At 36.7% G+C, this 20,295-nt stretch carries 21 protein-coding genes; 4 read left to right on the top strand and 17 right to left on the bottom strand.

Annotation, left to right across the window (positions count from 1 at the left end; genetic code table 11):
* Positions 1-370 precede the first annotated feature (370 nt).
* The 8 genes from GHT08_RS02390 to GHT08_RS02355 form a co-directional block, all read right to left on the bottom strand.
* Positions 371-2,083, bottom strand: a complete 1,713-nt coding sequence (locus tag GHT08_RS02390) for a DNA-binding protein (protein ID WP_163579465.1) — start codon at positions 2,081-2,083, stop codon at positions 371-373.
* Positions 2,084-2,249: 166 nt separating this feature from the next.
* A complete protein-coding gene (locus GHT08_RS02385; protein WP_163579463.1) occupies positions 2,250-2,939 on the bottom strand; it encodes a hypothetical protein in 690 nt (229 codons plus the stop codon).
* Between the two features lie 11 nt (positions 2,940-2,950).
* Positions 2,951-4,096 carry a substrate-binding domain-containing protein gene (locus GHT08_RS02380; protein WP_163579461.1) on the bottom strand — a complete coding sequence of 382 codons (1,146 nt, stop codon included), beginning with the start codon at positions 4,094-4,096 and terminating at the stop codon, positions 2,951-2,953.
* A gap of 88 nt (positions 4,097-4,184) precedes the next feature.
* Positions 4,185-4,850: an ATP-binding cassette domain-containing protein gene (locus GHT08_RS02375; protein WP_163579459.1), complete on the bottom strand. Its 666-nt coding sequence runs from the start codon at positions 4,848-4,850 to the stop codon at positions 4,185-4,187.
* The gene (locus GHT08_RS02370) at positions 4,843-5,208 is read right to left on the bottom strand and encodes a GntR family transcriptional regulator (protein WP_163579457.1); all 366 of its coding nucleotides are present in this window, start codon (positions 5,206-5,208) and stop codon (positions 4,843-4,845) included. Before GHT08_RS02370 ends, GHT08_RS02375 begins: the two co-directional genes overlap by 8 nt.
* Positions 5,209-5,211: 3 nt before the next feature.
* Positions 5,212-5,946 carry a hypothetical protein gene (locus tag GHT08_RS02365; protein ID WP_163579455.1) on the bottom strand — a complete coding sequence of 245 codons (735 nt, stop codon included), beginning with the start codon at positions 5,944-5,946 and terminating at the stop codon, positions 5,212-5,214.
* Between the two features lie 92 nt (positions 5,947-6,038).
* On the bottom strand, positions 6,039-6,524 hold the full coding sequence (locus GHT08_RS02360; RefSeq protein WP_163579453.1) for a GNAT family N-acetyltransferase: 486 nt from the start codon (positions 6,522-6,524) through the stop codon (positions 6,039-6,041).
* Positions 6,525-6,610: 86 nt separating this feature from the next.
* Positions 6,611-6,892 carry a DUF2524 family protein gene (locus GHT08_RS02355; RefSeq protein ID WP_018934075.1) on the bottom strand — a complete coding sequence of 94 codons (282 nt, stop codon included), beginning with the start codon at positions 6,890-6,892 and terminating at the stop codon, positions 6,611-6,613.
* 113 nt (positions 6,893-7,005) lie between these two features.
* Between GHT08_RS02355 and mnmM the strand changes: the two genes are divergently transcribed.
* Positions 7,006-7,563, top strand: coding sequence for a tRNA 5-(aminomethyl)-2-thiouridylate-methyltransferase MnmM (gene mnmM, locus GHT08_RS02350; protein ID WP_163579451.1), 558 nt, complete (start codon positions 7,006-7,008; stop codon positions 7,561-7,563).
* Positions 7,564-7,582: 19 nt separating this feature from the next.
* Entirely contained in the window at positions 7,583-8,308 is a 726-nt protein-coding gene (locus GHT08_RS02345; protein WP_163579450.1) for a class I SAM-dependent methyltransferase, read from the top strand.
* Between the two features lie 60 nt (positions 8,309-8,368).
* Here the strand turns inward: GHT08_RS02345 and GHT08_RS02340 are convergent, their stop codons facing one another.
* Both GHT08_RS02340 and GHT08_RS02335 read right to left on the bottom strand, forming a co-directional pair.
* Positions 8,369-8,767, bottom strand: a complete 399-nt coding sequence (locus GHT08_RS02340; RefSeq protein WP_163579448.1) for a hypothetical protein — start codon at positions 8,765-8,767, stop codon at positions 8,369-8,371.
* 230 nt (positions 8,768-8,997) lie between these two features.
* Positions 8,998-10,068, bottom strand: a complete 1,071-nt coding sequence (locus GHT08_RS02335; protein ID WP_272953873.1) for a tetraprenyl-beta-curcumene synthase family protein — start codon at positions 10,066-10,068, stop codon at positions 8,998-9,000.
* Positions 10,069-10,150: 82 nt separating this feature from the next.
* Here GHT08_RS02335 and GHT08_RS02330 point away from each other — a divergent pair, with 82 nt between their 5' ends.
* On the top strand, positions 10,151-10,678 hold the full coding sequence (locus GHT08_RS02330; protein WP_163579445.1) for a gamma carbonic anhydrase: 528 nt from the start codon (positions 10,151-10,153) through the stop codon (positions 10,676-10,678).
* 23 nt (positions 10,679-10,701) lie between these two features.
* On the opposite strand, the gene asnB is transcribed toward GHT08_RS02330, so the two are convergent.
* The 6 genes from asnB to GHT08_RS02300 all read right to left on the bottom strand — a co-directional run bounded on the left by asnB (position 10,702) and on the right by GHT08_RS02300 (position 16,915).
* Positions 10,702-12,603, bottom strand: a complete 1,902-nt coding sequence (gene asnB / locus GHT08_RS02325; protein WP_163579443.1) for an asparagine synthase (glutamine-hydrolyzing) — start codon at positions 12,601-12,603, stop codon at positions 10,702-10,704.
* Between the two features lie 215 nt (positions 12,604-12,818).
* Complete coding sequence (metK, locus tag GHT08_RS02320) at positions 12,819-14,021, bottom strand: methionine adenosyltransferase (protein ID WP_163579441.1); 1,203 nt, start codon at positions 14,019-14,021, stop codon at positions 12,819-12,821.
* A gap of 454 nt (positions 14,022-14,475) precedes the next feature.
* Positions 14,476-14,958, bottom strand: a complete 483-nt coding sequence (ytkD, locus tag GHT08_RS02315; protein WP_163579439.1) for an RNA deprotection pyrophosphohydrolase — start codon at positions 14,956-14,958, stop codon at positions 14,476-14,478.
* Between the two features lie 22 nt (positions 14,959-14,980).
* Positions 14,981-15,535: a hypothetical protein gene (locus GHT08_RS02310; protein WP_163579438.1), complete on the bottom strand. Its 555-nt coding sequence runs from the start codon at positions 15,533-15,535 to the stop codon at positions 14,981-14,983.
* Positions 15,536-15,634: 99 nt separating this feature from the next.
* Positions 15,635-15,958 (bottom strand): hydrolase, encoded by a 324-nt coding sequence (locus GHT08_RS02305; protein WP_163579436.1) that lies wholly within the window; start codon positions 15,956-15,958, stop codon positions 15,635-15,637.
* A gap of 111 nt (positions 15,959-16,069) precedes the next feature.
* The gene (locus tag GHT08_RS02300) at positions 16,070-16,915 is read right to left on the bottom strand and encodes an ABC transporter ATP-binding protein (protein WP_163579434.1); all 846 of its coding nucleotides are present in this window, start codon (positions 16,913-16,915) and stop codon (positions 16,070-16,072) included.
* A gap of 370 nt (positions 16,916-17,285) precedes the next feature.
* Between GHT08_RS02300 and GHT08_RS02295 the strand changes: the two genes are divergently transcribed.
* The gene (locus GHT08_RS02295; protein ID WP_163579433.1) at positions 17,286-18,536 is read left to right on the top strand and encodes a DNA polymerase IV; all 1,251 of its coding nucleotides are present in this window, start codon (positions 17,286-17,288) and stop codon (positions 18,534-18,536) included.
* Positions 18,537-18,601: 65 nt separating this feature from the next.
* On the opposite strand, the gene GHT08_RS02290 is transcribed toward GHT08_RS02295, so the two are convergent.
* The gene (locus tag GHT08_RS02290; RefSeq protein ID WP_163579430.1) at positions 18,602-20,032 is read right to left on the bottom strand and encodes an o-succinylbenzoate--CoA ligase; all 1,431 of its coding nucleotides are present in this window, start codon (positions 20,030-20,032) and stop codon (positions 18,602-18,604) included.
* Between the last annotated feature and the right edge of the window lie 263 nt (positions 20,033-20,295).

The following is a 20,295-nucleotide window of genomic DNA, read 5'->3' as shown; positions in this document are numbered from 1 at the left end:
GCTTAGTGCGCCCGTTTTAGATTATAATTAACTGAGATAATGTTCGTTTTATGAGGGAAACTGCTAAATAAATCTGTCCATGCAAATGAACAGTTTTCCGCGTAAGTAGTTAGTCTATCATTAGTCCGGTGTATGCTAAATATATTAACTTAACTCTTCTAAAAAGCTCGCTTTTTTATTATCTTTGCAATTGTTTATTGCGAAATGGCACTGGTTTATTGCGGAATTGCTCTCGTTTGTAATTAGTAGAATTCAAAGGAAAAGAGCTTTGATAATATAAAAAAGTGACCCCTGTATAACACAGGAGTCACCTTTCTTGTATAGTTTTTTAAAACATTGCTATTGCTTCATAGCAATGTTTTACATTTTATTATTCAGTTAACTCTTCAATTACTAATTCTTCGACAGTTGCTGTTCCATTGTCTAATATTTGAACTTCAGCGTCAATGCTGTCGCCTTTTTCCAAGAAAATGGCTAGTGGTGATTTACTCGCATTTACTGTATAAATGGTCGCATCGTCTGTTAATAAAAACTGTACGATTTGCCCTTGTTCAGATGATGTAACTAATACGCGATCCACTTCACCTGTTACTTGCTCTGTCACGGTTTCATCTGTTGCGCCAACGTTGCCAGGGTCTTGTAACAAGGCCATTCGATAGGCATCTAGTGTTTCATTAGCAGTATCTCCAAAGACAACAAAATCAGAATCATTCGCCTTAATATATGCGTATTGCTTATGCAATCCATTTGGATCTAAGACGTTGACCACCCATGTTGGGTTACCATCAACATTATAAAGAACTGGCATATAGCCTTCCCATTTCTTCTCAGGGAATTCTTTATTCACTATTTGTTTTGCACCTTCACTGTCCATAATTCCATTGTTCTTTTCTCCACCATAATAGGTAAGCTCTCCCGTTCTGGCATCTACTAATGTATAGCCTAAAGCTGAATCGATATTTTCTTTTGGTGATGTCATATCAGTAAAGTAGAACATGTCACCATTCTCATCAAATATTGGTGTTACTCCAGATTCTGAACCAGATTCATTAGGAAGCTTAACGTCTCTTTTACCAAACACACTGTTCAACCAGCCATGAATATATTTACCAAAGTAATTATTCTCTAAAGTAGCCATTTCAGAGCTGACAGAGCCTTCTATAAATTCTGGTGCTTCATTAGTATCAAACATCTGCATATCCCCAGAAGTTGGATCAATCACCACTACTTTCAAGTCTTCCAAATTCGGTTTATTCGTTACATGCATCGGGCGATATACGGTTTGCACATACCAAGGTTTTCCCTCATCATCTACTTCAATCTGTGCTTCACCACTTTGAATGTAATGAGGATACTTATTATAAATGACCCGTTGAACATATTTATTGAAGTAACTTGAGTTTGTATATTGCATAGCGTTATCATGAAACTCTGGTTGGGCATTTACATTTGTTGCTGAAATGGTAAAGTAACCTGCTGTTTCTTTTCCTCTAAGATACTTCCAAAAACCTGCAAATTCCACAGGCGCCACATAAACAATCTCTTCCTTAACTTTTTGAACTTGAAGCTTTCCTAGATCATAAAATTGCGGATTCGGTACAACACTCATTGCTTTTTGGATTTTATTTCGAGCAAATTCTGGTGCTACTGTAATTGGTGTTTCATCCTTAGTTAATGGTTCTGCCTCTTCTTCTTCTTGAACGGTAATACTCTGATGTGCTTCATCTAGTGTCGTAAATCCTAAGATAATCACAACAATTACCCCAATTAACCCAACACTAAAAAAGATAATAAGAGGACTTAATACCTTTGTTTCTACTTTTTCGCCTGGTTGAATCACATATAATAATAATGGCAATAACACTACTGCTACGATTAAATTAGCGATCAACATGTTCGGTACAGTAATCGCCGGCATCATAAAATAGAAAATGACACCTGTAATCACATAACCGATTACGAAAATAATCAGACCATGTTTCATAATCCGTGAAGCATTTAACGAAGAAATACTTACGGTAATGATCAAGCCTACTACATATAAAAGCATTGCAATAACAGTTGCAATTAACACACCTATCATTCTAAATTCCTCCTCTTGTTACTATTAATTAATACGAACGAAAGAAGGAAAGGTTTCAAATTTTTATTATAAATCATTATTAATTAGGCGAAAAGCAATGATTTTACTTCCTGAAGCCAATGCCACATGCTGCCACAAGAAAAATAAACTACTAAGAATCCGTTAGTCACTCCCACAGCCTTTCTTCTGTCTCAAAATAATATTGATTTTCTGTAGTAGAAATAAGCAGATGATAACCATCTTTACTTACATATACAACAGGGATATAACCACTCCCCCACTTAGGCTTAACACCTTCTACCAAATAAGGGAATTCTTCAGCATGCTCTTGCTCCACATTCATTTGTTCATCACGCCATTTGTTAAAGTCTAATTCTTGTCTCGTAGCTGTATCCAATGCTTCAGAAAATGTATCTGGGTCCAATGAGATATTATATTCGCCTGAAGAATGAATTGTCTTTACCTCTGCATTTTCAACATTGGCCAGAAAGGTTTCTACTTCATCATCTGGATAGAGCATGGATTGTAAAATTATCGCTATTAGTCCTGACAAGAGAAATAAATAACTAGACCAAAACCCCCACCAGACAAACGTACGTGCTCGCTGCCAACGCTCTGAATCCTTACGCATAAAAAAATACACAATCCAAACACCTAAAGGTAAAACAGGAATTCTCCATTCATTTTCTATATTCCAGTGAAAATCTAACGTAAACATTCCGACAAAAATAAGGATGGCAACCTTCCAAATCGCCATCTCTTCCTCTTTCTTGCGATAATAATAGATAGCCCCCAACACAATGACTAGCCATACGGGAATATAAGATAGAAGCTCGACTACATTGACAGTAATCATTAACACACCTCCTACGGTAATGGAACATACCCAGTTTGTTCGACAAGAGATTGGCCTTGCGGTGACTGCATCCATTCAATAAATGGTGATACATTCGGATTATTAATTGTCGCAGTAACCGCATAAAATTCTGCAACGACTGGATAAGTATTATTTTGGATATTTTCTTTTGTCGGTGCTACATCATTAACGGCAACATGTTTAATATCACCATTCTCCACCATTTCTTGTGAAAAATAACGGAACGAATAACCGATCGCATTTTCCTTATTTCGATAGTCCAACGTTTCGCGAATAATGCCAGCCATACCAGTTACAATCTCATCAGCTGGCGGATCCATTAACGATTTTCCATCCATAAAACGAATTAAGGCAGACTGACTGCCACTTCCCTCCGGACGTTGAAAAGCGAGAATTTCCTCATCATTCCCCCCTAGCTCTTTCCAGTTGGTAATCTCTCCTGCATAGATTCCTTGAATTTCTTCCACTGTTAATGATGCTACCGGATTATCATGATGAACAAAAAAGACAAATGCTTCTCTACCAATTGGTGTGAGTGACAACTCTATGTTTTTTCTTTCTGCTTGTTGATATTGCTTTTCTGATGGTTCGGCAAGAAATGCAATATCTACCGCTCCGTCTATTAGATTATCGAAAGCACCGGACGTTTGACAGGATATCACTTCACTATTGTTTACGGAATAATCTTTATCCGGATAAACTGCTTGCGCAAACGCAGCATAAACAGGGTATAGTGCTGTAGCACCATCTAATCGAGGCAAATTCTCTTCTATTTGTAAAGTTGATGCTTCCCCAAGTGTGACTGCTTGCGTATTCTCTGCAAATGGTTGATATTTGCTAAGCTCAACATCTTGTGTACTGACAATTTCTAGACTTCTTAAATAATATTGATACCCCTCATAACTTCCAACAACAATACCAGCTAACAATAAAAAAGTAATGCTAATTATTTTCACAGCACGTTTTTTCCATTTTTCATAAATAAGTAGAATAGAAATTATGATGAAGCCAATTGTCACAATTGGAATAAATCTCCCATAAAACGCTTGACTCTTTGTCGAAAAAGAAGCGAACCACAAAACCGCTCCAGCAAAACCAATTCCAAATACCATGATCAAACTAGCAAAAAACTTCATATGTACACCCTCCGGGAAATACTAAATTATACACAATATGGAATGAATCAGATTATATCATATTACAGAGGGTGTGAGAATATTGCATTTAGTATATTTGCTGGAGCCAATCTTGAATCGTCGTCTCCTCCCTGATTTGTTCCACTTGCTTTTGTTTCATAATAGTTCCATTCTTCATAACGATTACTTCATCTAGAATGGGCTCTACCTCCAATAACTCATGAGTAGTTATAATTAATGACTGTGATTCTAAATCGATAAATTGAATAATACCTTTAATTATTTTTTCTTTTACTAACGGATCAAGTCCTGCCAATGGTTCATCTAATACTAGGAAAGGGACTTCTCTTGCAATTGTCACTGCAATTTTGACTCTGCCTAATTGCCCTTTGGAAAGATATTTGATCTTTTCTTTTCGATTCAACTCAAAAAAATCTACCAATGCATTAACACGTTCCTGATTAAAATCTGGATATTGTGATTGGTAAAATTCGATTAACTCCTCAATAGAAAAATAATCATAAAAATAAGATTGGTCCGGACTATAAGAAATCTGTTGGCTTCGGTCGTTTTCAAGATTAATAGTCCCTTGATCAGCACGTAATATACCAGCTAACACTTTTAAAAGGGTTGTTTTCCCACTACCATTTTCACCGATTATTCCAATAATTTTGCCAGTCTCAATCACAAATGAACAATCTTTCAACACCTTACGAAACTTCCTTCTTTTACTGATATGCTGTACTTCAAGCATCATGCTCCCCCACTTTCAGACTTAAGATGATTTCCTTTTTGCTAAACCCTAGTGCCCCCATATCCTCTACAAATTGGTCAACATATTGCTTTTTCAACTCTTCCCGAACCTGAGTAATTAACCGGCTATCCTCTGTGACAAATGTGCCTTGTCCTCTCTTCGTAATCGTGATCTGACGCTGATCCAATTCTCGATAAACTCTTTGAATCGTATTCGGGTTAACTCCTACTTCGATCGCATACTCACGAACTGACGGCAATTTTTCTCCAGATTGCCTTATGCCACTCACTATTTCCTGAATAATTGTATCGACCACCTGTAAATAGATCGGCTTATCCCGTTGAAACTGCTGAGGCATTGGCTACACCTCCACTCTTTTTACAAGTACCCATGTAAAAAAGCGGTAAAAGCCATATAAAATCAAGCCAAACGTTAAGAGTAAGCTTAGTGACAATTGATTATCCACCATAAAAATAGTAAAGGGGACATCAACAAAAGATTTGGCTTCGACTAACCAAACGTTTTCTAAAAAAGACAGGACCGACAAAATCGACCCTAGAATTCTGATCACTACATATAATAAAAAAAAGACAGCTACAATACTTAAAATAAACCCGAGATTTTCTTTCAGCCATTGATGTATTACCCACGCAATATAAACCGAAACTGATATTTGTATTGAAATAAACAGGATAAATAAAAAAGTGGCAAGTAATATCTTTAATAGTTGAGCGAAAGTGTAGTTGGTCATGTTAAAAAGGGAAAAAATAATTGCCATTGCAATTATTAACCCAAAATATATTCCAGTCAAAAACAATCCATGCAAAAATTTCAGCTGTATTTGCTTCGATATTTGTAACTTTGAAAAGAGAAACATGGAGAGTTGATTAGTTTCCATATTAAGACTAAATAACAGAGTGGCTGGTAAAACAATCATACTCATTGTAGATAAATCTAATAGAAAATGTTCATCCAACGGAGAAGATCTTTGATACATCATAAAACAGGTTAATGCGATAAATACTAAGAGCATAACAACATGATACCCTCTCATCATTACCATTTCTTTTCTCCATAAACCTTTGTAAATACTCACTTTCATCGCTCCTTGTATTAGTGTACTATCTAAATAGTACACTAATACATGTAAGGATGCAATATAAAAAAGCTCGGTTCGCTCCGAACTTTTTACAGTACTAATACCATTCGAATTGTTTTTAAAATATGGCCATCGAAGTTATCATCAAATTCTTCCACTTCCTTAAAGCCTTTAGCATCATAAAAATGCCGTCCAATGCTGTTTTCCTTTTCCACCTCCACATAAATTTCCTTGACAGCTTGTAATTTTTGGATACCTTTGTCTAGTAATGATGTACCGATTCCCTTTCCTTGATACGCAGGCATTAAATAGATAGCATGCAACTCTACCTCCCCGTTATTTTTCACCGTTGAGAAGTTGGCAAAACCGACAAGTTGTTCTTCCATTTCAGCAACCAATAGTACCGACTGTTTCAATCTTTTTTCCATCATTTTTTCACTATATGCCGAAGCTAAAAATTTCTCTTGTATTTCGGTGGGGATAATCCCTTGATATGTAGCAAACCAACTTGTTCTCGCAATCTTCTGTACCTGTTTAATATCTCTATACTCCATCTTTCGAATAGTTAATGTCATTCTATTATCACCTCTCCCATTTATTGTACAACAAGGAGATTGAAAAAAGAGGTACCAATCTAGAAAAGATTGTACCTCAAGCAAATTTATTCATATCTTGTAACATCAATTTCATCCAATATCATATCATTTAACTTTTCATTTACCACTAACTGAAAACGATGAAGTTGCTCCCGTTGTTGCGCATTAGCACTTGCCATTACCCGATCAATGCTCTGTGATAATTTCTCTAATTCCAAATGTGCGTTTGTATAATCTTCGTTTAATAAAAACTGATTACGATTAGACATATCTAACTGCTCTTCCGCTTGTTGAATAATATGTTGTCCTTCAATAAGTAAATTTTCAATCGAATCTCTTGTTGCCATCGTGATCACCTCAAATTTATTGTATGACAATCGCTAAATATCATACACTTTTCAAAAATTGTTTGCTAAAATACAGAAGAACACAGAACACTTTTTTCAGAGGAGTAATCAACATGAAAGCAATCATCCCTTTTTCTCATCAATTATTAGAAGAGACTGTCAGAGAAGGAGACCGTGTTATTGATGCAACTTGTGGAAACGGTAATGATACCTTAAAGCTAAGTAAGCTCGTTGGTGACACAGGAAAAGTATACGCATTTGATATTCAGAAAGAAGCTATTGAACAAACAAAAGGCTTGTTATCAGATCACCAAATAAAAAATGTCGATCTCATTCATGATGGTCATGAGCACGTAGCTTCTTATGTAAAAGAACAAATGATTTCAGCTGCAATTTTTAATTTAGGTTATTTACCTAAAGGAGATCATTCGATTATTACGACACCAGATACAACGATCCAAGCGATCCGCTCCATGCTGTCACTATTAACAACTAAAGGACGAATTGTATTAGTAATATATCATGGACATAAAGGTGGTACTACAGAAAAAAATCATGTATTAAACTTTTGTTCAGAATTGGACCAAAAACAATATCAAGTCTTGCAATATCAATTTATTAACCAGATAAATAATCCACCGTTTGTAATTGCGATTGAAAAGCTTAAATAATGTAAGGGGCTGAAAGTTGATGAAGCAAAATAAATATGACAATGATCAGTTTTTTTCTGCTTATAAAAGTATGCCGAGATCAACTATTGGTCTTGAAGCAGCGGGAGAATGGCATATTGTTAAAGAGTTAATCCCTGACCTACAAAATAAAGATGTTCTCGACTTAGGTTGTGGTTTTGGCTGGCATTGTCGATATGCTCGTGAGAAAAAGGCAAATTCAGTCATCGGTATAGACATTTCAGAAAAAATGTTGCAACAAGCAATAAAGATGACCAATGATTCTGCAATATCTTATATCGAACAACCAATAGAAGACATCCGTTTTAATAATGCTTCATTCGATGTTGTATTCAGTTCATTAGCTCTACATTATGTAAAAGATTATCAAGCAATCTGTAACAAAGTATTTGATTATCTAAAACCTAGTGGCGCTTTTCTTTTTTCTGTTGAACATCCAATTTTCACAGCAAGGGAAGAACAGGACTGGTATTATGATCAGAACGGCCAGCGATTACATTGGCCTGTTGACCTTTATCATACAGAAGGAATACGGCAAACCTCATTCCTTGCTGATAATGTCATCAAATATCATCGAACGATTTCGACATATATCAATGGTTTAATAGCAGCAGGTTTTAGTATTAAAGCAGTCGAGGAATCCACCCCATCTGAGGAGATGCTACCAGATATGCAGGATGAGTTACGCAGACCCATGTTTTTAATTATATTGGCTGACAAAATATAAATCGTGACTTCCATTATTGGGTTTTAATGGAAAATAGTATCGTGAAGAATAATAATCTTATCAACCTTCCACCAGAGCTTGGTAAACAAGTAATTGACCATCTTTTTCGACTAGTATTGTAGATAAAAACTCACTACTTTGATAATCACTACTCTCATTGGCATAAAGGATCGTACCTTTTTCTAATTTAGTAGCAAAGCGATCGCGATAAAACCATTGGCGATCTGTTTGTTTGACTATTTCACCGATCACTTCACCTATCTGGTAACCTGTCGGTAACCATTCTCTGTCTGTTACATTTTGATAAACCATTCCATCCCATTGAATAATATCGGCATCAGGATTTTCACTTAAGATATTTCGTGCATTTGGATTGCTTATGGAAGAGGAATTTGCCGAAACCAACAATATAACGATGAGGAATAAAATAGATCCAGCGATAAAGTATGTTAACCTCATTAACCATCCTCCAATCGTTGATCACAGTCAAGCAACACAGGAATGATAAGTATGAGAGATAGCAGACACCAATCTGATAAGTTTTACTAATGATCAGTGCCGTCTCACTTTATATAATATGTCGTTTTTTAAATTGATAAGTTACACAATAAATTAATTGGTCTTTACAAGTAAAAAACTATGTGAAACCAAATAACAGACAACCTGAGCGGACTGCTAATCTACTCAGGTTAATTTCTTCCTGCCAATCGATTGTATATTTTAATATTCCAATGAAAGAATTGAGACTTACGCCCACTTACTCGAATTAAGCGTTTGACAATCGTTTCAAACTGTTTCATCTTTTTCACTTTGGGGTCCGCTAAATAAAGACCGACTAAGCCGTGCTGGATCATTTCGTGAAAAGCGCGGTCCGGTAAAGTTTGAACATGGTAATTGGTCTGTTCTACAAAATAGACAAGACGTTGTTCTAATTCCTGTGGAGTTTGATAGTAATTACAGAAGTTTAAGTCTCCTTCCTCCTCATCTTCCTGTTGATCAATAAAATAATCCAACATAATATGTAAGCCTTGTAAGAAAGGAAAATAACTATCAAATATTTTTTCTGCCAATTCTTCTGTCATTTGATCGTTTAGTCCGTATGAAACCATACAAAAAATCCCTAGCGTAGAACCTGTACAAGCGGAAAACTCATACCAGCTTAACATTGGCCATCTTTGTTGGTGTTGCTGAAACCAACTTTCTAACCGTGGAATACGCTCATTATGAACGACATGTTTATGTACTTGCAAGTCACTGTATAGTGATTCTAATTGAACCATCTGGGATTGAAAAATGGAGTAATGACGAATCTTAAGTAGTACTTGTTGACAAGTTTGGACCAGATCAACTAAATAATCACCATCTGCTTGTTCCTCACGATATTGATAATAGTTTTTAATTTCGTTTCCCGGTGATAATGCATCCTCCATGGATTGGTGGAGCATACGGAAATCGGTTGGATCAAGTGACGTACTCCGATCACATAAATTATCTAAATAATCACTAATCGTTTGATAGGCAACAATAAATCGAATTGCCTCGCGCCACATATCTCCAGCTAATAAGCTGTATACACTGCCACCCTGACAGTGGAATTTTTTATCCTTAATACTAGCTAAAGCTTGTGTGCGAAGTTCTTCATTAGGTATTTCTTTGGCACGCTTTGACCAATAACTCAATTCACTTTTTACTTGTGGAAATATTTTTTGATAGACATTTTTCATTAAGATTGGTGCATTTGTTGGGACGTTTGTAGACAACTTTTTTCCCTCACTTTACTGTTATTACTTCTATATCAATATGATATCATATATTTAACTAGATACTAGGAGGTTATCATACATGTTATATGGTTATAAAGGAAAAACACCTTCGATTGACCAAACTGCTTACGTTGCACCAGATTGTGTCATTACAGGAGATGTTGAAATCGGAGCATATTCCAGCATTTGGTTTAAAACAGTGATTCGCGGTGATGTCGCACCGGTTAAAATCGGTTCCTATTCCAATATTCAGGATTTATCCTTACTCCATCAGAGTCCGGACATGCCCTTGATCGTAGAAGATCAAGTTACAGTTGGACATCAAGTTACTTTACATTCTGCTGTGGTTCGTAAACATGCGTTAGTCGGCATGGGATCGATCATTTTAGATGGAGCAGAGATTGGAGAAGGAGCATTTGTTGGTGCAGGTAGTTTAGTACCTCCCGGCAAAAAAATTCCACCACGTACACTTGCTTTTGGCAGTCCTGCTAAAGTAGTTCGGGAATTAACAAAAGAAGACGTTGAAGAAATGGAACGCATTCAAGAAGATTATGTGAAAAAGGGCCAAATCTATAAAAAGACTCAGCCATCAGATTTGGAGCTCTGATACAGAAAACACAAGCTTGCTCATTATACATGAACAAGCTTGCTTTCTGTTTTATCCTCTTCCTGTAATTCTGAAATATCAAACCTTTTCTCGATATAAATTTGGTGCCATAACATAAACATGAAAACAGTCCATAGTTTTCTACTATTATCTTTTTTACCTTTACCGTGTTGTTCAAGCAAATTAAAAATAACATGTTTTTCTAGCAAATGATCTGTTGCACTCTCTTGGATAAGATTTATTGCCCATTCATATAACTCATTCTTTAACCAGTGACGAATGGGAACAGGAAAACCTAACTTCTTACGATTCAATACATGGTCAGGGACTATGCCACTTGCGGCTTCACGTAAAATATGTTTCGTGGTACCATTTGCTATTTTCTTGGATACTGGTATCTCTCTAGCAACGTTAAATACTTCTTTATCTAAAAATGGAACGCGTAATTCCAGTCCATGTGCCATTGTCATTTTATCTGCTTTCAGTAAAATATCACCTTGTAACCAAGTTTGCATATCAATATATTGCATTTGATGTACTGGATGCTCTTGTTCGATTTGATCATAAAGTGGAGCTGTTACCTTTTGATAGTAGTATTCTTTCCGATAATTCCTTAACAACCTTTGCTTCTCTTCCTCTTCAAACATTTTGGCATTTCCAATATACCGTTGCCTTATTGGAGTTGTACCTCTCGCTAAGAAGCTCTTTCCTTTAACACCTTCTGGTAGCACATCGGCAACGCGTGCTAGTAAATCTTTTGCTGTTGTAGGAATCGATTCAAAGACTCGTAGTGATTCAGGCTCACGGTATATATTGTAACCTCCAAATAATTCGTCCGCTCCTTCCCCTGATAACACTACCGTTACATGTTTCTTTGCTTCTCTAGCAACAAAATATAAAGGGACACAAGCCGGATCTGCCAATGGATCATCCAAATGCCAAATAATCTTAGGTAATTTAGCTACATACTCCTCTGGTGAAATAGTGTAAGCATAGTTTTCTACTCCTAATCGATCCGCTGTCTCTTGGGCAACATCGATTTCAGAATAACCGTTTTGTTCAAATCCAACCGAAAAGGTTTTTATATTCGGATGGTATCTTTTGGCTAAGGCAACGATAAATGAAGAATCGATACCACCAGACAAAAAAGAACCTACCGGAACATCGCTACGCATATGCAGCGCAACAGATTGATCTAAAGCAGTCTGAATTCGTTCTATCCAATCCCTATTTTCATAATGTTTCACTTTAAAATCTGGTTGGAAATAACGATAGCTTACTAATTGCCTATCTTTTTCTTTTATAAAATAACTCCCCGACTCTAACTTACTTATATCTTCATTCATTGACATTGGCTCAGGTACATATTGATAGGTGAAATAATGTTGGAATGCTTCTTGATCTATTTGCTCTGATTCTGTAAGTAAACTTTTCTTTTCAGAAGCAAAATATACCCCCTCTTCCGACTCTTTATAATAAAACGGTTTGATACCGAACATATCTCTAGCCCCATATAGACATTGCTCTTCTTTATCCCAAATTAATAATGCAAACATGCCTCGGAGTTCATGAAATGTATCAACACCTTTTTGTGAAAACATGGCAATAACCACTTCTGTATCAGATTCTGTCGAAAAAGTCATTCCTTGTTTCTCTAGTGCTGCTTTCAATTCCAGGTAATTATATATTTCGCCATTGAATACCATGCAATAGCGATCGTCATGATAAGTGAATGGTTGTTGTCCACTTTCAACATCAATAATACTTAACCTTCTAAAACCAAATATAATATGCTCATCTTCATAGTATCCTTCATCATCAGGTCCTCTATGTTGAATAATATTACTACGGTTTTCAAATTCATTTCGTTCTATAGAATCTAACCATTTTGGTTCTGCTTTTAATAGTCCAATAAAACCGCACATCCTGTTTCCTTCTTTCCCATAAATTTTAATTCACTTATTTGACGATTAATTTATACCTAGTGTTACACATATTTTTCTTTTCTATTAGAAAAACGCAGAGTAACCGTTCGGCAACGGACAAAATAGGCTGGGGGCTCATTTTCACACATGGTCTTATATACAAAAAAGACCAAATACTATTAATTGTACTTGGCCTTTGTTCATTATATATCTATTTACGCTTTGGACAAGAATGACTTTAGCACGTCTACTTTGTCTGTATTTTCCCATGGGAAATCTCCATCTGTACGTCCAAAGTGACCGTAGGCAGCTGTATTTCGGTATATTGGTCTCCTTAAATCTAACATTTTAATAATGCCAGCTGGTCGAAGATCGAAGTTTTCCCGTACCGCTGCAACCAATTCTTCTTCCGAATACTTTCCAGAACCAAAAGTATTAATTGAAATAGATACAGGCTGTGCTACACCAATCGCATATGCTAATTGTACTTCACAATTTTCTGCTAATCCAGCAGCCACAATATTTTTCGCTACATAACGAGCAGCGTATGCAGCTGACCGGTCAACTTTTGTCGCATCTTTACCACTGAAAGCTCCGCCGCCATGACGAGCATAACCACCATACGTATCAACGATAATTTTTCGGCCTGTTAAACCAGCATCCCCTTGAGGACCTCCAATAACAAAACGGCCAGTTGGGTTAATAAAATATTTCGTATCCTCATCTAATAGTTCAGCTGGTACGACAGGGTTAATAACATGTTCTTTAATATCCTTTTGGATTTGCTCTAGTGTAATGTCTTGATGATGTTGTGTTGAAATAACAATAGTATCAATACGTTGTGGTTTGTTATCCTCATCGTATTCTACAGTTACTTGTGTTTTACCATCGGGACGCAGATAGTCTAGTGTTTTATTTTTTCGAACATCTGATAATTGTTTCGCTAAGCGGTGTGCCAAGCTGATTGGTAGCGGCATTAATTCCGGTGTCTCATTATTGGCATAACCAAACATAAGACCTTGATCTCCAGCACCAATTGCTTCGATTTCATTATCTGTCATCTGACCTTCTCGTGCTTCAAGTGCCTGGTCAACACCACCAGCAATATCAGCTGATTGTTCATCAATAGCAGTTAATACACCACAAGTTTCAGCATCAAAGCCATACTTCGCTCTTGTATACCCTATTTCTTTAATCGTATTACGAACAATTTTTGGAATATCCACATACGTGGATGTAGTTATTTCACCAGAAACTAATATCAATCCAGTTGTTACTGTTGTTTCACAAGCTACCCTAGCATTTGGATCTTTTGATAAAATTTCATCTAATATTGCATCTGAGATCTGGTCACAAATTTTATCGGGATGACCTTCTGTAACCGATTCTGACGTAAATAAGCGTCTATTTTTCGCCATTTTTTTGTTTCCTCCTTCTTAGTTTACACCAAGACTTTCATCATTCACTTTTATATAAAGTTGGACTTCCATTAGCCGGGTTTCTTCATCCCAACTGATGGTTAGCGAAACTTATCAGGGAGTTAGCGTCCGTTATCACCCACTGTGCTTGACGGACGGTTAGCGCCGTGATAAAAGTCTAATTAAAGAATGTATGTTATAAAAAATCTACATCTTCAACTATACAACTTTTCCTTTGAAAATGCACGAGTCAAGTTAATTATAAAATCGACAAAATTAACTTATTAATCCTATAAAAATACTTGGTTATTAAAACGATATAGGACTCTAGACTTTTTTGGTGTAAGCCTAGAGATATCTTTTTCATAGTTATAGCATATATCGTATCGAATTCAGGTAATGAAGTCAACCGATTAGCGATATACTGTGAATATTAAAAACGTATAGCTAGCAATCAGCTATACGTTAATTCCATTATTTTTTCGATATAGTCTAAACTATAGGATAAAACATCATCTTTCATAATAAAACTATAGTTTTCATTGGATTTAATATTTTCAGGAAGCTTTTCTAATAAAACTGGCCCTTCTGTTTCATAATAAGAATCTTGTTCTTTTAATTTCTTTACCATTGCAAAGTAGATATTTTTCGCCAGCTTTTCTCTCTTTCCTGATACAAAATATTGTCCAATATACTTAATTTGATCTACTTCGCCTCCTGTCTCCTCTAATACTTCTCTTATTGCTGCTTGTTTTGGCGTTTCATTTTGCTCTACTTTGCCACCTGGAAATTCTAGCCCGCGATTTTTATGCTTTGTTAACAGCCACTTCTTTTCGAAACGGCAAATTACCCAGACATGCTTCGGGTCTGAATCAAATGGCTGATCTTCGAATGATAATTGTATTTTGTTATTATAGTAATCATAAAAAGTTTTCATACCTCTATACTACCTTTTATTTTTACTCATGGCTAATGTTTGCTATTTTCCATGTACCATCTATTTTTTCAAATACAATTTCTATCGTGTAAGCCCCATATAACTCGTTTTCGTTGGATTGTGTAATAATTACTTTGTTATCTTTTGATTCTTTTTCGTAGTCTTCATCTTTTTCGAACCATGGTGGGGTTTCTGTTGGTACGATATATAATCCATCTTCTTTCTCTTCATAATAGTAATCAATATAAGGTTTTACGGCATCTTTTACAACATAGGGCTCAAAAGCATTTAGCAAATCCTTTTTTGTATCGAATCTTACTACTTTATAATGATCATCAATTTCCTGTACTAATAGGTCCATGAATGTATCTGTTAGCTTCACAATTTCTTCATGTGTTATCTCATTCGTCTCAGCTGCTTGCTTGATATTGTCAACATGTACTTGTTTGAGTCCAGCGGTTTTGTGTGCATATTCGTGATTTTGCTTTGCAAATGTTTGTGTGTCTGGTTGATTGATCGTGATAATCGCAAATGCAAAAAGGACTACAAATGTTATGATCGTGATGATTTTTTTCATGGTTTCTCCCTCCTCGTGCCCTTTTATATATCTATTCCTTTTATTATTTATTGTAAACATCTATTTATATAATTAGACGTATTGGCCTACTGATTTGTTTCAATTATTTTCATTTTTCGGACTGATCCCAGACTCGTCCATTGCTTGTTTTGTTTGGGGTGTGGCTAATTGATAGATCATCTGCATAGCGTCTTGTAAATCCGTATCATAATCATCATTTTCCGGATCTTGGTGATACTGAACAAAAGGAATATGTGCACGTACAAAGGTACCGATATCATCTTCATGTATTTCATTAAATTTTTCCCTTAGTAGAAAAACTTCTTCGTCTGTTGCTTGAATGGTGTATTCTGCATTATTACCATATGGGATTTGTGAGATTTCCTGTGAAGCTATATTAACGTAGTATGTTTTCTTTTCCATGTTTATTCACCTCTTCACAGGTATTGTATGTAAAATGATCAGAAACATGCGGATCCTATGTATATAGATAGAAAAAAGCCCTGCATTCTCGTTAGAACACAGGGCTTTTTCTTAACTACCTACAGATTGTATTTGTTGTTGTTTCGATTCTTCGACAACCTCTTTAATAAGACAACGGCCACGACCATGTGGAATACACATTGGTGTACCGAACATCGGGTCATACATTACATCAGCTTTCATTTGAAATACATCATGTACCAAACTACAGTTAACGATTTCTTCTGGTTTTCCTTGCGCATATACTTGCTTATCTTTAATGGCAACAATGTGATGTGCATAACGACAAGCCAAGTTCAAGTCATGTAATACCATGACAATCGTGCTCTTCCGACGCTCATTTAATTCAAAGAGCAAATCAAGTATTTCAATTTGATGTGTCATATCTAAATAAGTAGTAGGCTCATCTAATAATATGGTATCTGTTCCTTGAGCAAGTGTCATCGCAATCCATGCACGCTGACGCTGACCACCTGATAAGGAATCAACAGAACGGTCCTTCAAGTCTGTCATATTGGTCGCATCTAAAGCCTCTACAACAGCCTTTTCGTCTTCTTCAGACCAACGCTTAAACATCGTTTTATATGGATGCCTTCCCTGTTTGACTAGATCTTCTACTGTTAATCCTTCTGGACTAATAGGACTTTGTGGCAAAATAGCTAACTGTTTTGCAACTTCCTTTGTTGGAACCTTTGCAATGTCTTCTCCATTTAAAACAACATCGCCTTGTTTCGGCTTTAACAACCGAGCTAATGAACGTAATAATGTTGATTTGCCACAACCATTACCGCCAATAAAGACGGTTATTTCTCCTTTAGGGATGGTAATATCCAATTCATCTATAATAATTTCATCGCCATATCCAAGCGTCAAATCCTTTGTTACTAATGTTTCCATGCTGAACCTCTCCCTTATTCACACTGTTCGGGCTTTTTAATATCTTCGATTCAAACTTTTACTCTGTCTCTAGTTTATTAGCTTTTGGCAATTAAGTCAATGAGTTTGAGAATCGTTTTCAATCTTTTCTCTGAATTCACAATTCTTACATTATGGTAACCTTGCCTTAATGGCGCCTTGCTCAAGCCAATACTTATATAAAAAAATTCATAAAATGATCACATTAAAAAAGGAAGCTTGATTCCTGAATGATCTTTAACTCTTTCTCCACTAGTATCCTTAGAGTAATTACTATATTTTAACACTATTATTTTTTAGACGCATAGGCTATACTAAAAACAGAACGAATGTTCGTTAGAGGTGTTGAACAATGGATTATAGCTCTTTCCCTAAACATAATGTGCTTTGCATCGATATGCGATCTTTTTACGCAAGCATTGAATGTGTTAAACGCGGACTGGATCCGATGACAACCATGCTTGCAGTTGTTGGGGATAAAAATCGATCTGGCAGTATTATTCTTGCTGCTTCCCCTGCCTTAAAGCAACGGCATGGGGTTAAAAATGTAAGTCGCTATTTTGAATTACCTAAAGATCCTGCTATCTATGTTGTCGAGGCAAAAATGGGCGATTACGTTAACATTTCAATGCAAATCACCAAATTGTTGCATCATTATGTTCCCAAAGAAGCAATCCATCCCTATTCCGTTGATGAAATGTGGATTACTGTCGATGGATTAGAAGATTTATACGGGGACGCTCACCATGTTGCTCAAATGATTAAGGACGAAATATATGACACAATGGGATTAACCTGTGCAATCGGAATTGGCGATAATAAATTTTTGGCAAAGGTAGTCATGGATCTCTATGCAAAAAAGACCGGCATTGCTACATGTCGTTATCGAGATGTCGAGCGTTTATTATGGCCAGTTCCGATTGAAAAAATATGGGGGATTGGAAAACAACTGACAACACATTTGAATCGGATGGGAATTGTTTATTTAGGCCAATTGGCTAATTATCGCTTAGACCGACTCAAAAAACGATTCGGTGTCATTGGAGAGCAATTATATTGGCATGCGTGGGGAGTTGATTTAAGTCCTGTTTATGATTCTTTTGGAAAAAAAGAGGAACAAAAAGGCTTTGGACACGGTATCACCTTATTACGTGATTATACTGCAGAAGAGACATTAATATGTATGCTCGATTTATGTGAGGAAGTATGCAGACGTGCTCGTACACACCGCAGAGCAGGAAGAACGATTCATTTAGGCATTGGCTATGCCGATAACAGTGGAGGTTTCCATCGCTCACGTTCCCTTCACTTACCCACCAATGTGACGATGGATATCTATCATGTATGCTTACAATTATTTCACGAATTTTATAATCAGCATAGTAAAATTCGCCGTGTCACTGTTTCATTGAACAACTTGTATGATGATATAGAAACACAGTTGAATTTATTTGAGGATCAACCGAAAAAGAAAGATGTCGGTTATGTGATGGATACCATTCGCGCCAAATATGGATCAACTGCTATTTTACGTGCAACAAGCTATACCGAAGCGGGTATTACCCGAGAACGAAGCAAGAAAATTGGGGGACATTATGCATAGAAAAAAGGACAGCAGTTGGAGCAATGCTGTCCTTTTTGTTACTATCAACTTCGATCACTTTACTATCAACTCTTCAATAAATGACGCTGCAGTTTATTCGTGGCATTGCGTGGCAGGTGATCACGGAAAAAGATTTGCTTTGGCACTTTAAAAGAAGCGAGTCTTGCTCGACAGTGTACTAGCAATTGTTCAGCCGTCACTGGTTCATCTGCTACTACATAAGCAACAGGGACTTGCCCCCACTTACTATCTTCTATCGCCGTTACTCCTGCTTCTTGCACACCTTCAAATGATAAGAGTACTTCTTCTACCTCGGCTGGATAGATATTTTCACCACCGGAAATGATTAAATCACTTCGGCGATCAACTACAAAGAGGAACCCTTCTTCATCTACATAACCTAAGTCACCAGTGTGAAACCAGCCATTTCGAAAAGCTTCTTTGTTAGCTTTTTCTCGATGATAATAACCGGATGTTACCATCGGGCCCTTTACGACAATTTCCCCCACTTCGTTAGGCTTCGCTGTCTTATTATTAGCGTGAATTTGCAAGGAGGCTGAGAAAAGTGGCTTTCCGGCAGAACCTAGTTTCCGTAATGCATCAGCTTCGCTCAATGTCACTACCTGGGAAGATGTCTCCGTCATACCATATGTTTGCACGATCGGTACATTTTTATCTTTCGCCTTTTCTAATAAAGGTTTTGGTGCCGGTCCACCCCCTAGCAACATACAACGAAAAGAGCTTGGATAATAATCATCTGCTAACCTGTCTAATAACCGGGAACAAGTTACCGCTACAACGGATATAATGGTAACATCTTGCTCCATTATCGCATCGTGCACCTTTTCTTCATCAAACCGTTCTAGTAAATAAACTGGCATACCATATATCACACTTTTGAATAAAATCGATAAGCCGCCGATATGGAATAACGGGAGACATGCAAGCCATTTATCATGTGGCATCAACCCTAGATTTAAAGCAGACGCTACTGCACTGGACCAATGGTTTTGATACGTGTGGATCACAGGCTTTGCCCTTCCTGTTGTCCCAGAAGTAAACATCATGGAACAAACTGAATCAAGATCGACATTATGCGATAGAGTACACTCTGCAGGTCGAAAAGTATGAATATCAGAAAAAGAGTAAGCCGGTAAAGCTAACGTTTGAACGCTCTCCCTGTACTGATCAGCGTAAATAACAGCTTTGACATCAGCATCTTCACATTGGGCCTCCCATTCTCTAGTAGTTAATCGCGTATTAAGAAAAACCACTGGAACATTCAAATATGTACATGCCCAAAAAGCTACCACCATATCGATAGAATTGTTTGATAACATAGCGATATGGCCATTTTGGTGAACCGTATAGATTTTGGAAGCAAGCGCATGCGCTCTCTCATATAATTGAGCAAACGTCAGCGCCTCGCCACTACTTAACTCGATCGCAATGTTGTCTGGTGTTAAATAAGCTCGTTTCGTCAACCAATGTTCCATTCTTTCTCACACCTTTTTTTAATTCTAAAAAACGAGTGCAATCCATCATGCACTGTTCTGATTCATATAAGATACATACTGCGAAATAGCTTAGTTGCAAAATGAACAGGGCTTCTCGTCCGGGGATATCTCCTTCTGTTCCGAGGATACCTCTTTCCCTTCCCTGGATATCCTTTGCTGTTCCAGGGATATACCCTTCTCTTCCCTGGATATAGTCGTTTATCCTCGGAAGAGAGGATCTTTTCCCTGGAAGAGAAGCCTTT

It is taken from the genome of Gracilibacillus saliphilus (assembly GCF_010994085.1).
Classification (GTDB): Bacteria; Bacillota; Bacilli; order Bacillales; family Amphibacillaceae; genus Gracilibacillus; species Gracilibacillus lacisalsi.
This window is presented reverse-complemented; position numbering and strand designations above follow the sequence as displayed.

Bases quoted from the DNA above. Each gene is read 5' to 3' on its own strand.
- asnB (WP_163579443.1), bottom strand. From the start codon at position 12,603: ATGTGCGGTTTTATTGGACTATTAAAAGCAGAACCAAAATGGTTAGAT.
- metK (WP_163579441.1), bottom strand. From the start codon at position 14,021: ATGGCGAAAAATAGACGCTTATTTACGTCAGAATCGGTTACAGAAGGT.
- ytkD (WP_163579439.1), bottom strand. From the start codon at position 14,958: ATGAAAACTTTTTATGATTACTATAATAACAAAATACAATTATCATTC.
- GHT08_RS02310 (WP_163579438.1), bottom strand. From the start codon at position 15,535: ATGAAAAAAATCATCACGATCATAACATTTGTAGTCCTTTTTGCATTT.
- GHT08_RS02355 (WP_018934075.1), bottom strand. From the start codon at position 6,892: ATGGCAACAAGAGATTCGATTGAAAATTTACTTATTGAAGGACAACAT.
- GHT08_RS02300 (WP_163579434.1), bottom strand. From the start codon at position 16,915: ATGGAAACATTAGTAACAAAGGATTTGACGCTTGGATATGGCGATGAA.
- mnmM (WP_163579451.1), top strand. From the start codon at position 7,006: ATGAAAGCAATCATCCCTTTTTCTCATCAATTATTAGAAGAGACTGTC.
- GHT08_RS02295 (WP_163579433.1), top strand. From the start codon at position 17,286: ATGGATTATAGCTCTTTCCCTAAACATAATGTGCTTTGCATCGATATG.
- GHT08_RS02385 (WP_163579463.1), bottom strand. From the start codon at position 2,939: ATGATTACTGTCAATGTAGTCGAGCTTCTATCTTATATTCCCGTATGG.
- GHT08_RS02375 (WP_163579459.1), bottom strand. From the start codon at position 4,850: ATGCTTGAAGTACAGCATATCAGTAAAAGAAGGAAGTTTCGTAAGGTG.
- GHT08_RS02290 (WP_163579430.1), bottom strand. From the start codon at position 20,032: ATGGAACATTGGTTGACGAAACGAGCTTATTTAACACCAGACAACATT.
- GHT08_RS02370 (WP_163579457.1), bottom strand. From the start codon at position 5,208: ATGCCTCAGCAGTTTCAACGGGATAAGCCGATCTATTTACAGGTGGTC.
- GHT08_RS02345 (WP_163579450.1), top strand. From the start codon at position 7,583: ATGAAGCAAAATAAATATGACAATGATCAGTTTTTTTCTGCTTATAAA.
- GHT08_RS02340 (WP_163579448.1), bottom strand. From the start codon at position 8,767: ATGAGGTTAACATACTTTATCGCTGGATCTATTTTATTCCTCATCGTT.
- GHT08_RS02305 (WP_163579436.1), bottom strand. From the start codon at position 15,958: ATGGAAAAGAAAACATACTACGTTAATATAGCTTCACAGGAAATCTCA.
- GHT08_RS02380 (WP_163579461.1), bottom strand. From the start codon at position 4,096: ATGAAGTTTTTTGCTAGTTTGATCATGGTATTTGGAATTGGTTTTGCT.
- GHT08_RS02330 (WP_163579445.1), top strand. From the start codon at position 10,151: ATGTTATATGGTTATAAAGGAAAAACACCTTCGATTGACCAAACTGCT.
- GHT08_RS02390 (WP_163579465.1), bottom strand. From the start codon at position 2,083: ATGATAGGTGTGTTAATTGCAACTGTTATTGCAATGCTTTTATATGTA.
- GHT08_RS02360 (WP_163579453.1), bottom strand. From the start codon at position 6,524: ATGACATTAACTATTCGAAAGATGGAGTATAGAGATATTAAACAGGTA.